Annotated in this window: 14 protein-coding genes; 11 read left to right on the top strand and 3 right to left on the bottom strand. The window is 38.9% G+C overall.

All coding sequences use genetic code 11. From position 1 onward, the window contains the following. Nucleotides 1-2 precede the first annotated feature (2 nt). The 9 genes from murC to BM015_RS19955 all read left to right on the top strand — a co-directional run bounded on the left by murC (nucleotide 3) and on the right by BM015_RS19955 (nucleotide 9,945). The gene (gene murC, locus BM015_RS19995) at nucleotides 3-1,400 is read left to right on the top strand and encodes a UDP-N-acetylmuramate--L-alanine ligase (protein WP_090662912.1); all 1,398 of its coding nucleotides are present in this window, start codon (nucleotides 3-5) and stop codon (nucleotides 1,398-1,400) included. Nucleotides 1,401-1,455: 55 nt separating this feature from the next. Further along, entirely contained in the window at nucleotides 1,456-2,508 is a 1,053-nt protein-coding gene (locus BM015_RS19990; protein ID WP_090662910.1) for a cell division protein FtsQ/DivIB, read from the top strand. A gap of 196 nt (nucleotides 2,509-2,704) precedes the next feature. Next, nucleotides 2,705-4,111: a cell division protein FtsA gene (gene ftsA / locus BM015_RS19985; RefSeq protein ID WP_245751518.1), complete on the top strand. Its 1,407-nt coding sequence runs from the start codon at nucleotides 2,705-2,707 to the stop codon at nucleotides 4,109-4,111. 120 nt (nucleotides 4,112-4,231) lie between these two features. After that, complete coding sequence (gene ftsZ / locus BM015_RS19980; RefSeq protein WP_090663008.1) at nucleotides 4,232-6,043, top strand: cell division protein FtsZ; 1,812 nt, start codon at nucleotides 4,232-4,234, stop codon at nucleotides 6,041-6,043. A gap of 399 nt (nucleotides 6,044-6,442) precedes the next feature. After that, a complete protein-coding gene (locus BM015_RS19975; RefSeq protein ID WP_090662908.1) occupies nucleotides 6,443-6,961 on the top strand; it encodes an ExbD/TolR family protein in 519 nt (172 codons plus the stop codon). Nucleotides 6,962-7,038: 77 nt separating this feature from the next. After that, complete coding sequence (locus BM015_RS19970; protein WP_090662906.1) at nucleotides 7,039-7,899, top strand: serine hydrolase; 861 nt, start codon at nucleotides 7,039-7,041, stop codon at nucleotides 7,897-7,899. Nucleotides 7,900-8,032: 133 nt separating this feature from the next. Next, complete coding sequence (locus BM015_RS19965; RefSeq protein ID WP_090662904.1) at nucleotides 8,033-8,602, top strand: Crp/Fnr family transcriptional regulator; 570 nt, start codon at nucleotides 8,033-8,035, stop codon at nucleotides 8,600-8,602. A 121-nt stretch (nucleotides 8,603-8,723) separates the two neighbouring features. Beyond that, nucleotides 8,724-9,158 carry an ABA4-like family protein gene (locus BM015_RS19960; protein WP_090662902.1) on the top strand — a complete coding sequence of 145 codons (435 nt, stop codon included), beginning with the start codon at nucleotides 8,724-8,726 and terminating at the stop codon, nucleotides 9,156-9,158. A 22-nt stretch (nucleotides 9,159-9,180) separates the two neighbouring features. Continuing rightward, entirely contained in the window at nucleotides 9,181-9,945 is a 765-nt protein-coding gene (locus BM015_RS19955) for a hypothetical protein (RefSeq protein ID WP_090662900.1), read from the top strand. Nucleotides 9,946-10,201: 256 nt separating this feature from the next. Here the strand turns inward: BM015_RS19955 and BM015_RS19950 are convergent, their stop codons facing one another. From BM015_RS19950 to BM015_RS19940, 3 genes are all read right to left on the bottom strand, one after another. Beyond that, complete coding sequence (locus BM015_RS19950) at nucleotides 10,202-11,398, bottom strand: MFS transporter (RefSeq protein ID WP_177191976.1); 1,197 nt, start codon at nucleotides 11,396-11,398, stop codon at nucleotides 10,202-10,204. A 253-nt stretch (nucleotides 11,399-11,651) separates the two neighbouring features. Next, nucleotides 11,652-12,620: an EamA family transporter gene (locus tag BM015_RS19945; protein WP_090663006.1), complete on the bottom strand. Its 969-nt coding sequence runs from the start codon at nucleotides 12,618-12,620 to the stop codon at nucleotides 11,652-11,654. A gap of 55 nt (nucleotides 12,621-12,675) precedes the next feature. Further along, nucleotides 12,676-13,158: an Lrp/AsnC family transcriptional regulator gene (locus BM015_RS19940; protein WP_090662896.1), complete on the bottom strand. Its 483-nt coding sequence runs from the start codon at nucleotides 13,156-13,158 to the stop codon at nucleotides 12,676-12,678. A gap of 232 nt (nucleotides 13,159-13,390) precedes the next feature. Between BM015_RS19940 and BM015_RS19935 the strand changes: the two genes are divergently transcribed. Continuing rightward, entirely contained in the window at nucleotides 13,391-14,659 is a 1,269-nt protein-coding gene (locus BM015_RS19935; RefSeq protein ID WP_090662895.1) for a DUF4263 domain-containing protein, read from the top strand. A 139-nt stretch (nucleotides 14,660-14,798) separates the two neighbouring features. Beyond that, complete coding sequence (locus tag BM015_RS19930; RefSeq protein ID WP_090662893.1) at nucleotides 14,799-15,377, top strand: hypothetical protein; 579 nt, start codon at nucleotides 14,799-14,801, stop codon at nucleotides 15,375-15,377. Nucleotides 15,378-15,920 lie beyond the last annotated feature (543 nt).

Below are 15,920 nucleotides of genomic sequence, written 5' to 3'. Positions count from 1 at the left end.
AAATGAATGCGCCTCAAAAAATAAAGCAATTTATAAATTCTCCTTCAGGGAATGTGGGCGATGTTGTCGTTTACTTTATAGGCATTGGCGGCATTGGCATGAGTGCATTGGCTCGTTATTTCAAAACCAAAGGCGCAATGGTTACAGGTTACGACAGAACCGTTACGCCACTTACGCAGCAGCTGGAAGCGGAAGATATTGATGTGCATTTTGAAGAAGATATAAATATGATTCCGAAAAATGCTGATGTGGTTGTTTACACGCCGGCTATTCCTTCAACACACAAAGAATTGGTTTATTATAAAGAAAATAATTATACGGTTGTTAAACGGAGCGATGTACTGCAATGGATAACTGAAAGTTCTTACGATATATGCGTAGGGGGAACACATGGCAAAACAACCGTAACCACCATGATAGCGCACATGCTTCGTGACAGTGGTTATGGTTGCAATGCCTTCTTGGGTGGCATTGCAGCAAACTATCAAACCAATTTCTGGAGCAGCGATAATAATGTTGATGTGATTGAAGCCGATGAATACGACAGGAGCTTCCTGAAATTATCGCCGGATATAGCTGTGATAACAGCGATGGATGCCGATCATCTCGATATCTATGGAACGCTTGAAGAAGTGGAAAATGCTTTTGTGGCATTTACAAAACGCATACATAAAGATGGCTGTCTTATTTCAAAATATGGACTGAACAGGAGTGAAGATTTGACGGCTGCCACGCATTATACTTATTGCTACGATAATAAAGAAGCCGATGTGTATGCGGATGATATAAAAGTGGAAGATGGTGCTTATAAATATAATGTGATAAGCAAAGACTGGGAGCTATATGATGTGGAATTGCACATGGGTGGTTTGCACAATATAGAAAACAGCCTTGCTGCCATAACTGTGTGCAAATACCTCGAAATTGATGATAGTAAGATAAAGAAAGCGCTTAAAAATTTTAAAGGGATACACAGAAGGTTTGAGTATGCATTAAAGAATAATAAGCATGTTTTAATTGATGATTATGGCCATCATCCTGCCGAAGTAAAAGCAGCTCTGACAGGTGTTCGCAGTTTGTTTCCGGAAGAAAAGATAACGGTGATCTTTCAGCCGCACCTGTTTAGCCGTACAAATGATTTCGCTGATGAATTTGCAAAAAGTTTGGATATCGCTGACGAAGTGGTTTTACTGCCAATTTATCCTGCGCGGGAAAAGCCAATGGAAGGTGTCACCAGCCAGTTGATATTAGATAAAATGCAGTTGCCGCAAAAGCAGTTGCTGGATAAAAATGCTATGCTGGACTGGGTAAAGTTGTATAAACCACAACTGGTAATAATGCTCGGCGCCGGGGATATTGATGCATTGGTGCAGCCGGTAAAAAAAATTTTGGAATTATAACAAACAAAAAACCTATAAGGTTTCTAAAACCTTATAGGTTTATATAAACGCAGTAATGAGTGTAAAAACGAAAATAAAAACAATTAGCTGGTCGCTGCTGGGTTTATGCTGCGTAGTGCTGCTTGTTGCTGCCATGAAAGCAAAAGATTCAAAAGGTTGCAGCAATATTGAAATTAGTATTGACGGGGCAACAAAAAATATATTCATTAAAAAGGCCGATGTGGTTGAAGTGCTTAACAACAATGGCATTAATGCAGGTAAGGCTTTGGATGATATTGATTTAAAAGCAGCAGAAACAGCGCTTGAAAAAAATGCATGGACAAAAGACGCTGAACTGTTCTTCGATAACCATCAAACACTGCATGTTAGAATTACGGAACGTGAGCCTGTGGCACGTGTGTTTACAGTAAACGGAAGTTCTTTTTATATAGACAGCTCAGGCATGCGCCTGCCGGTAAATGCCAATGCAATGGCAAGGCTGATTGTTTTTACATCTTTCCCTTCCGATAAAAAAATATTATCGAAACCAGACAGCCTTGTGCTGGATGATGTGAAGCAGATCGCATTGCACATATCTGCCGATAGTTTTATGAATGCGCAAACCGCACAGATAAACATTACATCACAGCGCACTTATGAAATCATACCTGTGGTTGGCAGCCAGGTTATAAAAATCGGTAATGCGGAAAACCTTGATGAAAAGTTTATAAGGCTTATGGCTTTTTATAAACAGGTATTCAGCAAGGTTGGTTTTGAAAAATACAGTGTTGTTGATGTGCAGTATAAAGACCAGGTGGTGGCAGTTAGAAAAGGGGAAGGTTATACTGTGCCTTCTGATACAGCCAGGGCCATGTGGCAGTTAAAACAGAGCGACGTAAAACTTAGTAATGCTTTAAGCGATCCAGCTTATACAGCGCCAATATCAAAGCCTGTAAAGGTTGATGCACCTGCTGCAATAACAGCTTCAAAAGTTGCGGAAAGAAAACCTGTGGCAAAGAAGCCGGTTGTCAAAGCAAATAAAAAAACAGAGAAGAAAACAAACAGCAATAATAGCAGTAAAAAACAACAGGAAAGAAAGCCTAAAGCTGTAATGAAGAAGAAAGGCTGAACGGCATTGACAAAGATTAACGGATTGGAAGCATTATATAATTAAGTTCTTTAAAAAAATATTTATATACCCTGATGTTCAGGCACCTGCAATGTGGTTAATGATGGCTTTTAAGCAGAGGCATTCTTCTCCACTTGCGGAGTGGGAACGAGGGTGATGTTTTTTCTAATAACAACAAACAACTAAAACAAAATCTATGAACCAAAATGCAAGCGGCACACAAACTGCGTACGACGATACAGGCATGCCGATTATTGTAGGCCTTGATATAGGCACTACAAAAATTGCTGCAATCGCTGGTCGCAAAAACGAGTATGGCAAGCTGGAAATACTCGGGTTTGGGCGCGCTGACAGTAACGGTGTTCAGCATGGCCAGGTGCTGAATATTGATCAAACGATTAAAGCCATTCAGCAGGCGCTGGCCAACTGCGCAAAAAGCAATCCGGACCTTGAAATCCGTGATGTGTATGTGGGCGTTGCGGGCCATCACATCAAGAGTTTGCAAACACGCGGCGACATTGTTCGACAGAACGCAGAAACAGAAATTGCCCGCTGGGAAATTGACCAGTTGGTAGAAAACCAGCGCAAGACTTTTATTCCTGCAGGCGACCAGATCATTGATGTTATACCACAGGATTTTCATGTGGATAATTATCAAAACATTAAAGACCCTGTTGGTTATAATGGCGTGAAAGTTGGTGCCAACTTTCACATCATTACCGGCGACAGGAATGCGATACGCAATATCTATCGCGCTGTTGACCGCAGCAGTTTAAAAACAAAAGACCTGGTGCTGCAGCCATTAGCTTCATCAAGCGCGGTAATGAGCGATATTGATATGGAAGCGGGTGTTGCCATATTGGATATTGGCGGCGGCACAAGCGACCTTGCAGTTTTTTATGATGGCATTTTAAAACACACTGCCGTTATACCGTTTGGTGGTGAAAATATAACGAATGATATACGCATGGGTTTGGGTGTGTTGAAGGCGCAGGCTGAAGCTATGAAAGTGCAGTTCGGCACTGCTCTGGCCGACGAAGCAAAGGCTAATGCCTACATTACTATTCCTGGTATAAAAGGTATGGCGCCAAAAGAAATAAGCGTGAAGAACCTTGCGGCTATCATACAGGCAAGAATGGGTGAGATACTGGATTTTGTAACGTATCATATAAAGCAGATTGGATTGGATGCACGTGCATTGAATGGTGGTATTATTTTAACGGGCGGCGGTTCACAGCTCAAACATCTCATTCAGCTTACAGAATACTGCACCGGCATAAGCGCACGTATTGGTTATCCCAACGAGCATCTTGCACCAAATCATATTGATGAATTAAAGAAACCAATGTATGCAACCTGTATTGGTTTAATACTGAAAGGGTATAATGATTATGAACATAAACGCAAGGAGTTTGATAACCGTTTTAAGAAAGTTGAAGTGCCTGAAGTATTGAAAAAAGAAGATATGCCGGTGAATGGAAAAGAAGAGAAGAAAGAAAAAGTAGATACTTCAAAACGCAAAGGATTAAATAACTTCTGGGATAAATTCAAAGACAGTTTGATTGATATGTTTAAAGAAGAAGATGATAAGGAGATAAAATAAGTTGACAGTTGACCGTTAACCGTTAACCGAAAACAAACCATTTAAATTCAAAAAGCTTGCAGCGTGCAGCTAAAAGCTTACAGCTTAAAAAAACTTACTAACCACAAAAAACGAAAACGTATGATACATTTTGATTTGCCAAAGCAAAAATCATCCATTATAAAAGTGCTTGGCGTTGGAGGCGGCGGCAGCAATGCAGTAAATTTTATGTATGCCCAAAATATTGAAGGCACAGACTTCATTATATGTAATACAGATGCAAAAGCTTTGGAACAAAGCGAAGTGCCAAATAAAGTGCAGCTCGGGCCGCATTTAACACAAGGCCTTGGTGCAGGCGCCAATCCTGAAGTTGGCCGCAATGCAACAGAAGAAAGCCTGGAAGAAATAAAACGCATTCTTGAAGTAAATACCAAGATGGCATTTATATGCGCTGGTATGGGTGGCGGAACAGGAACCGGTGGTGCACCGATCATTGCACAGGTTTGCCGCGATATGAACATTTTAACCGTTGGTATAGTTACAACGCCGTTTGGTTTTGAAGGACCGCGCAGGTTATTGCAGGCAGAAGAAGGTATTAAAAGATTACAGCCTTATGTTGACACATTGCTCATCATCAGCAATGATAAACTGCGCATGCAATACGGCAACCTAAAAATGAAGGAAGCATTTAGCAAAGCTGATAATGTATTGGCAACTGCTGCTAAATGTATCACAGATATTATCAACAGCCGGGGCCATATTATTGTTGACTTTGCCGATGTGTGCACTGTAATGAAAAATGGCGGTGTTGCTATCCTTGGCAGTTCTGCTGTAGAGGGCGAAAACCGTGCGCAGAAAGCAATTGAAGAAGCATTGAATTCTCCGTTATTAAACGATAATGATATACGTGGCGCTAAATGGATATTGATTAACATCAACAGTGCTGAAGGTGAATTTGAATGCACAATGGATGAGCTCGAGATCATCAATAGTTATTTACGCATGCAGGCAGGTGAAGCAACTGATGTTATTGTTGGTATGGGTTACGATCCTTCACTTGAAAGAAAAATCGGTATCACATTAATTGCAACTGGCTTTGAACAAAAAGATCCCGTGGCTGCATTGCACAGGGAAACAATGCCTGCAAAAAAGATGGAGAAACCGAAAGAAGAAAAGATCATATTAACGCTGGATGTTGAAGGACAAAAGAAAGCCGAAACGCCAAAGCCGCAACCTGTTCAGGAAAAAGACGTGTATGCACCCACTTTATCTGAGCCTGTTAATGAGGCGCCCGTGGTAGTGCCATCTCCTGTGCTTGATGTGAAAGATGAAACGCCTCTGCATTTTGAACTTGAAATTCCGGAAACAAAAACGGAAGAAGTAAAACCTGTAGCCGAGGAAAAAGAAGAAGCGGAAGAAACGCCTTCCATTCTCAATATGCTGTACGAAGAAAAGCATGCAGAAGAACCAAAGCCTTCCACAAGTTTCTTAAATAAGCCAGCTTCAATCTATGCGCAGCCGAATGAAACACGCGCAGAAGCAAAGAAAGAGGAGCCAAAAAAAGAAGAGGTTAAAAAGCCGAAGCAGCAACCTTTATTTGAAGAAGAAACAATTGAGTTTGATGTGGTGATAAAAGATGAAACGCCTGTAAAATCAACACCGGCGGCTGTATTCAACCTGCCTGCAAATGATGAAGAAGAAGAGCAGAAACGCCGTGCTGAAGAACGCATACATAAACTGCGCAATCTTTCTTACAATATGAATTCTATGGATGGCAATAATGAATATGAAAATGTTCCGGCTTATGTGCGCCGCAACCTTGAATTATTCGGCAACAATAAGCTTACTACGGTAGAAGATTTTTACAGCAAGGTAGCAGTTAAGAAAGACGATAACAATAACACACAAATTTCAACCATCAATACTTTTCTTGATGGAAAGAAGCCAGACTAAGCGATTGGCATAGAGTTTTAGTTGTACTTCCCCCGATTTTTCGGGGGATTTTTTTATGTGTTAACCCATCACTATGTTTCTGTGCATGATTACCTGATGCAGCTTCGAGCCTTTGTGCCTTGGTAGTTCAAAAGGTTATATGATAAATAACGTGAGTGCAGAATAAAAATAGAGGCTTGCATCGTCATGTAGAGGTAACGAGACATCTCCTGAAATTCATGCTGGCTGAATACCAGGAGATTTCTTCTGCGTTGAAATGACGACCGAAGCGTTTTGTATTTTGTAATTAGTTTCATTCATACCATGCCATCTGGCGTATACTTATGCTGACCTCATATCAAATAATATCTACCTCATTATGGAAAGCTGCAAAAACTTCATCTCAATAATAAAAAATTTATGGCTGATATTTTACCCGCTCAACATCTGCATAAAGCCGGTGTTCGCAAAACAAAAAAAACTTCCTTACGCGTTGATCTTACACCCATGGTTGACCTTGGTTTCCTGTTGATTGCCTTCTTTGTTTTTACAACAACCATTCAGCAATCAACCTCAATGAAACTTGCTTTGCCTGATGATACAAAACCTGCACCGCCATCATTGATTCCTGAAAATAAAACATTGAATATACTGTTAGGCGCAAACAACGATGTGTATGTTTATAATGGAACAGAGCTTAATAATGAAAGAAGTATTGGCAGCGGTACCACTGTATTGCGTGATGCTATTCTTGATAAAAAAGCTGCTGTAAGAAAAGATTATGGAACAGATTCGGGTATGGTAGTTTTAATAAAACCTACGCCCGCATCAACTTACGCAGATGTTGTACGTGCTCTTGATGAAATGCTTATCTGCAATATAAGAACCTATGTATTGATGGATGCGAGTGATGAAGAATTAAAAAAGGTAAATGAATAAAACATAAAGGAAAGCATCGTTTACAACCACTGCAATTAAACGTTGGATTATATATTTGATATATCTAAACGTTTTGCATGAAAAAGATATTTGTATTAGCCCTCGTATTAACATGCCTTATTTCAAATGCGCAAAAAACAGATGTTAAGCTGCAGCAACAAATCACTGAACTCATAAAAGATTTTCATGGTGATATAGGTATTTATGTGCACGACCTGAAGCATCATAAAACCGTGAGCATAAATGCTGATACTGTTTTCCCAACCGCCAGCATTGTAAAAATTTCAATTCTCGCCGGCATTATGAACAAGATTCAGCATGGTGAACTGGATTATCATCAACGCTTGTTATATACCGACTCTTTATATTACAGTGAAGGCGATGATATTCTTTCAAACTTTAAAGACAGCAGCACCATTGAATTGAGCAAAGTAATGATGCTGATGCTGACCATAAGCGATAACTGTGCAAGCCTTTGGCTGCAGGGCCTTGCCGGGGGCGGCTTAACCATAAATGCATTGCTTGATAGTTTGGGATATAAAAATACACGGGTAAACAGCAGAACACCGGGCAGGGAAACTTACCGTTCACAATATGGCTGGGGACAAACCACGCCGCGTGAAATTGCAACCATTATGAATGATATTGTTGACAAGAAAATCATAAGCACGGAAGCAAGCGAAAAAATGCTTCGTTTGCTCGGTAGGCAATACTGGGATGAAGAAGCGCTTAGCCAAATACCGGCAGGCATTTTCACTGCGGATAAAAATGGCGCCGTTGATGAAAGCCGCAATGAAGTGCTTTATGTGAACTGTAAAAACCCTTACATCTTTTCTATTTTCACAAAGAACAATAAAGACACAAGCTGGAATGCCGATAATGAAGCATGGGTGCTTACAAGAAAATTATCCGCACTTTTATGGAAACATTTTAATTAAGGTTAAAGCAAATCATAATACTAAATATATTTTCTTAAGTTGTTGCTATGTTCCTATGTGGTTAAGAAAAGTATAAACGATCCGTTTCTTTAAGTGAAGCAGGAAGGAACAGCTAATTCAAATCTTTTGAAAAATGTTTCAGCAAATAAAAACCTATTACAAAACACTTGTTCCGGCTATTACAGATGAAAGCTGGAATGCAATGGAGGAGCGCCTTACCGTTCAGCATTTAAAGAAAGGAGATTTCTTTATAAGAAAGGGTGATATATGCCGGCATGTATGTTTTGTTAATACAGGGCTGATGCGCCTGTTTTACCTTGAAGATGGTAAAGAAATATGCACCGCTTTTATAACGGAAAATAAATTTATAAGCGAATATGCAAGCTTCTTAACCAATGCCCCGGCTGCACAATACATGGAAGCTTTGGAGGATTGCGAACTGGTAAACCTTTCTTTTACCAACATGCAAAACCTGTATAAACAATATCCTGTTTTTGAAATATTCGGAAGAAAGATTGCTGAATATCTTTACTTATTGCTTTCAAAACACAACACCATTTTACGCGCCCACACACCTGAGCAGCGTTACCAGTTCCTGCTTGATGAAGAACCTCAGTTAATTCAGCGTGTTCCCCAATATATGATTGCTTCCTTTATCGGCATTACGCCTGAACATTTAAGCCGCATAAGAAATAAGCGCTGAGATCACGGGCATCAATGTGTCTCCATCGTATTTGCAAAATTTTTGGCAGGCTGTTATTTATTGATAAATGTTAACGAAAACGAGCTGCATGTAAAAGAAATTTGTAGAACAAATTACAGCTATGCACCCGGAACAAATATTTACAGCAGCAAATACGCTTGCAATGGCAGGATGGATTATTCTTATTTTTCTTCCTTCCTGGCAGGCTTCCGATAAGTTTATAACGGGTATAATCATAACACTGATGGGGCTTGTTTATACCTGGCTGATGTTTACAGCGTTTAAACCTGCAGATATAGAAAGCTTTGGTTCCCTGAGCGGTGTAAAGAAACTTTTTGAAAGTGATAAGCTGGTTGTTGCAGGCTGGGTTCATTACCTGGCTTTTGACCTGCTTGCAGGCTTGTTTATTAAAAGCAACGGCGTTCGTTATCATATCAATCACTGGTTGTTGGCGCCCTGCATGCTGCTTACATTCTTGTTCGGCCCTGCCGGGTTACTGTTATATCTCATCATAAGATTGATAAAGACAAAGCACTACTTCACGGGGAATTTTTAGATCATTTTAAAAATATATAAAAATGAAAGCGTTTTTAGCAGAACTAAAAAGGCGTAATACTTTATTGTATTGGTATGGCGTACTTTCTTTTACCGGGGCATTTATATGCATATTGATGACACAGTTATCAGGTACTGTTGTGCTGGGCATAAGTGCATGGATAAAGCCGGCCAAATTTTTTATCTCAGTTGCTGTTTATTGCTGGACAATGGCGTGGATTATGCACTATTTAATAGCACAGCATAAAGTAACCAGGTTTTCAAAAATGGTGCTGCTTGTAATGACGTATGAACTTTTTGTAATTACCTGGCAAGCGGCCAATGGCAGGCTCTCGCATTTTAATACCACCACTATATTTTACAGGCTGTTATTTATATTAATGGGCGCTGCTATTTCTGTATTGGCAGCCTGGACGGGTTATATAGGTTACATGTTTTTCAAACAGAAAAAATTTACTATTTCAAATGCTTATATATGGGGCATTCGTTTAGGTATAATATTGTTTGTGATTTTTTCTTTTGAAGGCGGCGTAATGGGTATGCATCTTGCTCACACAGTTGGTGCGCCCGATGGAGGAGAAGGCTTGCCGGTAATAAACTGGAGTAAACGATATGGAGATTTGCGCATAGCCCATTTTGCCGGCATGCATGCCTTGCAGGTATTACCGCTGTTTGGTTTTTTTATAGCCAAAAATAAACGCGGCGTTCAGCTTTTTGCGGCTGTGTATTTCCTTCTTACAACTTTACTTTTTATACAGGCGGCAATGGGCATTCCTTTATTATTTTAACGTGGGTTCGGGATAAGGAACGAGGTGCACGTCATTTCGACGATAGGAGAAATCTCCCGGATAGCAACCATCAGGAAAATCGTGACACCTTTCCTATCGTTGAGGTGCCGGCTCACCTTCATAATAAAAATTGAACAACTTTATATTCAAAATAAATTAAACTTATTATCCAGAACTCACGTTATTTTAATATGCTTTTTTAATACTTATCATTTGCTATTTAAAAATTATGGGTTGCATTCATTGTTTTGCAACATCACACTCCCTTCCTTTTTTGAAAAATGATAAATATCAACATTATTAAAGCTATTGCAATAGCATAGCTGAAACCCAATTGCTCCTGGTTTTGCGCCTGTATTACCCATGCAATTGTGTAAGTAAGCAGTGAAGTAATAATGTAATTGCCGCCTGAAGTAACGCCTGCCGCAAGCCCGGCCATATTTGGGAACATCGTAAGGTTACGGGTAAAATAGTTGGTGAAATTAAACCCGCTCATAAAATGAATTATCCCGGCAAAAGCAATTAATGTATAAATATTGGTGCCAAAATAAGCTGCAGCAATCATCAGTATCACCATTATTATTTGTACGAGGGTGGCAATGAGCGTTTTTTTGAATAATGGTTTATGAAGATTGGCTTTGGCAAGAAAGCCGCCGCACATCCAGGCAAGGCCTAAAACAAGCGCCGCATAACCGGCGGCAACGGGGCTGTAACCCATGTTGTGCTCCAATATAAAAGCACCGCTTAAACCGTATATCATTACTACGCCAAAGGAAATGCCAGCCATACCCATTCCCACGAGGAATGCGGGTGTAGTAAGCAGTACTTTATAAGAAGAGAGCACGTTTTTTATTTTAAATTTTGAGAAACTGCCCAGTGTTTCACCGGAATAAAAAATCTCGCAGATAAATATCAGGCCGCTGTATATTCCAAGAAAATAAAAATTGGCACGCCAGCTAAAAAAATGTTCAAGGTAGCCGCCTATATAAGGCGCCACAATCGGCGCCACGCTCCATACAATGGTAATAATGCTGATATAATATTTGCGTTTATCCCCTTCATACACATCCACAAAGAATGCCCTTTTTGCCACGGCTATAAACCCAATAGTGATGCCTTGAATAACGCGCAGCAGAATAATTATATCTATGCTGTTTGATGCGGCAATTAAAAAGGAACTGGCTGAAAATAATACAAGCGAGATCATAGACAAAACATATCGCCCATACATATCCAGCAGGCTGCCAACAAAGAACTGGGAAATGCCGTAGCTTATTAAAAATGATGATAAGGTTAATTGCACCTGCTGATCGCTAACATGCAAGCTGGTAGCCATGTGCGGCATGGAAGGCAAATAAATATCTGTAGCCAGGCCTGCCAGTGATACCAAAATGTAAGAGAGAACGGTTGCTTTTAGTTTATGATGCTCTTTGATGTATTGAACTTTCTGCATAAAAATATAATAATGATACGCTGCCATTTTCTTATTGCCGGCTCCAGTGCAGCAAAGAAATGGTGTACAGTATAATTGTGCTTTGCAACGTAAAAAATAAAAGATATGTTCAAGTGTGCCGGTGGATTTAGCATTTTCCTGTTAGATGCTTTTGTTAAACATAACCATTAGCAGGTAAGATATTTGTGGGTTTTATATTACTAAGGCCCTTGCAAATAAATACGCGGCAACTAATAAGCCCGGCGCCGAAACATCATGCTGCCTTCACTTCCAGGGGCGGCTGCATTAATTTCTTTTTTTCTTTCTTTTGTTTGGCGAGATTAATCAGCAATACACTGGTTAATATTATAGCAAGGCCTGCAAGCTGCAGCAGGCTTACATGTTCACCTGCAAATAATACGCCCAGCAATACTGCTACCACCGGGTTCACATAAGCATAAGTGCTCACCTGCGTTGCCGGCCTTACGTCCAGTAGCCAAACATAAGCGCTGTACCCGGCTAACGAACCCATTGTTATAAGATATAATACAGACAGCCATGCGCCCGTGCTTACTTCCTGCCATTCAAAGGCCTTCCATTCATTGGTAGTAATACTGAAAATAAAGAAGGCAATACCGGCAGCAATTAATTGCCACATAGTATTTACAGTTACAGCGCCGCTGCTTTTATATTTTGCATATAAAGAACCGCCGGCCCAGCACATTGACCCGATAATCAAAACAGCAAGGCCTGCCACCTGTATGAGGCTGCCCGGTGTTGAAAGCGCTGCAGACACACGCTCACTAAAAAGCAGGATAACGCCTGCGAAACCTACCACCAATCCAATAATGATTTCTTTACTGCGCAGGTTCTCATGCCATTTAGGTTTATCGAGCAATACAAACCATATTGGCGCTGCAGACACCAGTACCGCCACGAGGGAACTTGCCAGGTTTTGTTCAGCCCATATAACAGCCCCATTGCCTATAAATAACAATAAAAGGCCGCTTATGGCTGCAATTTTAATTTGATGAAAATTTCCGAGGTTTTCTTTTTTATAGATGCACCAGGCCATCATCAGCAGGCCTGCAATTAAAAAACGCATGCCGCCCATAATAAATGGTGGAATATCGTGCACGGCCTTTTGAATAAAGAAATAAGTGGAGCCCCATACCAGGTAAACCGTGGCAAAGGCAATAATAACCATCAGGGTTGATGCTTCTTTTTTTACGGTTGCATTCATAACAATGCTTCTTTCGGTTAATGAATATAATTGCTCGCTCTGCATAATACCGCTGCTATCCTGTTTTATTCTTTTGCTGTATTACAAGCTGGTGGTCTTCTTTTACCGTTTCCAATACAATAGTAGTTTTTGTTGAGAGGATGTTTGGTATTTTCCGCAGGCTGTTGCGCATCAGTTCCATCAGCCCCGCAGAATCGGCCGTACGCACCTTAACCAGGAAACAATCTTCACCGGCTATATGGTGCACTTCCTGCACTTCAGGAATAGCCGCCAGGCTGTTAGCCGTTTCTGTGGAGCAGGTAAACCCTTCTTTGGATTTGATGAAAATAAATGCCAGTAATTTTTGCTGTACAGCAACAGGATTAATAACTGCATTGTACTGCTTAATCACCTTTTTCTGTTCCAGTTTTTTCACCCTTTCCAATACTGCCGACGGCGCCATATTCACTTCCCTTGCAAGATCGGCGTTTGAAATGCGGGCGTTGCCCTGGATGAGGTTAAGTATTTTAATGTCGGTATCATCCAGTATTACTTCCATTCAGACAAATTTTCTGTAAAGCTAATAATATTCAGAATAAAATTCGATATATTTTTCTAAATTAGAATTATATTCTGAATAATTTAATGTAAAAGATTGATGGAATAAGGCGCCGGTATTGTGGAATAGCATCCTGAATTTTCAGGATAGGGTTTTCCAACTGGAAAATGGCATCCTGATTTTTTAGGATAGAAATTAATTGCCGCAACGACAATACAAAAAAACGAAAGGGGTGAGTATTGAAAATCAAGCGGAATTTTTTTTGGAACTGCGTGGAATATTTGTAAATCTTTGCGTTGACGGTAATACTCAAAGACACCATCATGTGAGACTTATATTCATTTCAAAAAACAAATATTACGACCAGATAATTACTAACAATCTTAAAGAACTTTGCGAGAAAGACAGCATTGCCTTTTTTTATTCCTATGACGAGGCACAAGATTTCATCAACAATCAAATTATTAGAAATCAACTTCCGCTTGACTTAATTATTTCTGAAAATAACATTTGGAATCAAAAGGCAACAGATTTTTATCAGTCAATCACTAAAGACAAAGAACGAACATATTCTAATTTTGATTTTCGGTTTTGTACTATTCCGATGGTTTTAATTGTTGACAAGGATGAAAACAAGAATGCTTATACAAACTATGGTTTTTATGATGTAGTTGACAATATTGGTTTAGATAAATTACACTTATCCATTTCAAATTTTAGAAGCGCAGTAAAATCGTGGAGAAAAAAAGTTTTAGATGAACTTGACAACTTAGGAATTAAATTTAATTCAGGAATTATAGATTATACCTTTTACTTCTCTGAAGAGCGAAAAAGAGATATAAGTACAAACATTTTATCTGAAAACTTTAAAAGATTTTGTAGAAAACTTGAATACGATTGGCTTAGTGACAATGACAAACAAATTGAGAAAGCAATTGATGAATTTATTAAAGAGTTGAAAAAATCAGTTCGTTTCAATAAGAAAAAAGAAGAAAAGAAATTCCATAAGTTATTTAATAAGTATCCATTTCTAATCAAAAGAGATAACTATAGTAAACATTGGCATGAACCAAAACTTTACTATAACGAAGCTGAATATTTTGAGCCAGATTATAGCTTGAAACCGAATTTTAATCATCAAACAGATTTAAGTATTTTAGAAGTAAAACTTCCAAATGAAGCATTTATAAAAAAAACAAAATTTCATCCAAAGCCCTATAACAATATTATTGCTCATATATTTCAAGTCAACGACTATAAAGAATATTTGGAAAGTGATGAATATTTTTCAACTATTGAAAAAGTTTTTGGTTTTGTTCCCGACAGCATTGAATACAATATTTTAATTGGAAGATTGAATGACAAAACAAATAATTTTAGTGTGTTTAATAAACGAATGAAACAAATGAATGCAACGCATATTAATTTCATAACTTATGACGAGTTATTAGATTATCAAGTGAAGTATTTTGAGCGAACAAAAATTTTAAAAATCATTTAGGACAAAGTACTACCGCCAATAATTAAGATTCGTTGCGTCCGCAGGACGAACAATGAAAGCGCTGTTGAACGGAATCCGCCACGGCGGACAAGCTCTGCGGTTGCCGGTGTTACATTATGGAGTTGCAATCTAAACGTTTATGAAACTAACAGCATTAATTTTTTCAGTTTTTGTTTTTTTCACAAGTTCTTTCGGACAGGATAATTCCGATTTAAAACTTGCTGATTTTCATTTTTTTTCAATGTTTGGAGTTAATACCAAGGATACAAATAGGCACGTTACTTATTGCTTACTTGGGTCAGGCTTTTTCAGAACACCACACACTGATAATTCGGACAGCGTAATTTCAGATTGGATAAACAAACATCCGAATGCAACTGTAATTCCTGTTTCATCTGATGGACCTGTAATGCAAAATAATCCTGACTCCAGACAAATATATTGTTGGGTTGTTGACAACCAAGATACGCTTAATAACTCTTTAGTTAAAAACGGTTGCTTTCCCGGAAGTACAATGCTCCGGCCGCAGGCATGGAATGAGATGTCAGAAGAAATGAAGAAATTTTACACAAACAATAAAATTGACCACGGAACGACAGAAATACTTATTGATAAGAAATCTTATGACATGTTTCTTGAACAAATAAAAGCTGATGAAAAATACGCTTACGATAATAGACTTGGAATTTGGGGTGATGAAAATTTGAGAAAACATTAAAAGTGACGTTTACTTAAATGCAGAGTGCCATACAGCACAATAAGACCGGTTTCGGCAGTTGGTTTTGCGGAGGCTTCTTACTTTGTGTAACTGCAACATTTGGCGAACTATTAATTGCAGAGAGAACATAAGACTTAAAAACAATAATAAAAAAAGAGATAAGTGTATCCATATCATAATAAAATTAAGCAGAGAATAAAAAGCGGGGAACTTGTTCGGTACGAATATGTTGAGAACTATAAAGGTATTTCCCCCTGCTTATTACTGTATTTCTCTACTGAACCTTATGTGAAACCTGTTCGTAAACACCGCTTTGATGAATATGAAACTATTTTTTCTCAGGTAAACTTGCCCGGCCAAAAGAAAAAATGATGACCATAAATTGCAATAAAACATGCAAAACATTATGTTTTTTTCTTGCCCTTTTCCTTTGGAGAAGGGTTGGGATTGTAAGCTTCCCCAAAAACAGTACGTTTTGAAAGTAGACAGTAAAGTTTAATTTTAAAACGTAAGAAATGAAAAAAAGCACATTCAGTCCTGCGC

The organism is Parafilimonas terrae, from assembly GCF_900115755.1.
GTDB lineage: Bacteria > Bacteroidota > Bacteroidia > Chitinophagales > Chitinophagaceae > Parafilimonas > Parafilimonas terrae.
Note: the sequence above shows the minus strand (reverse complement) of the source record. Positions and strands in the feature narration are given on the sequence as shown.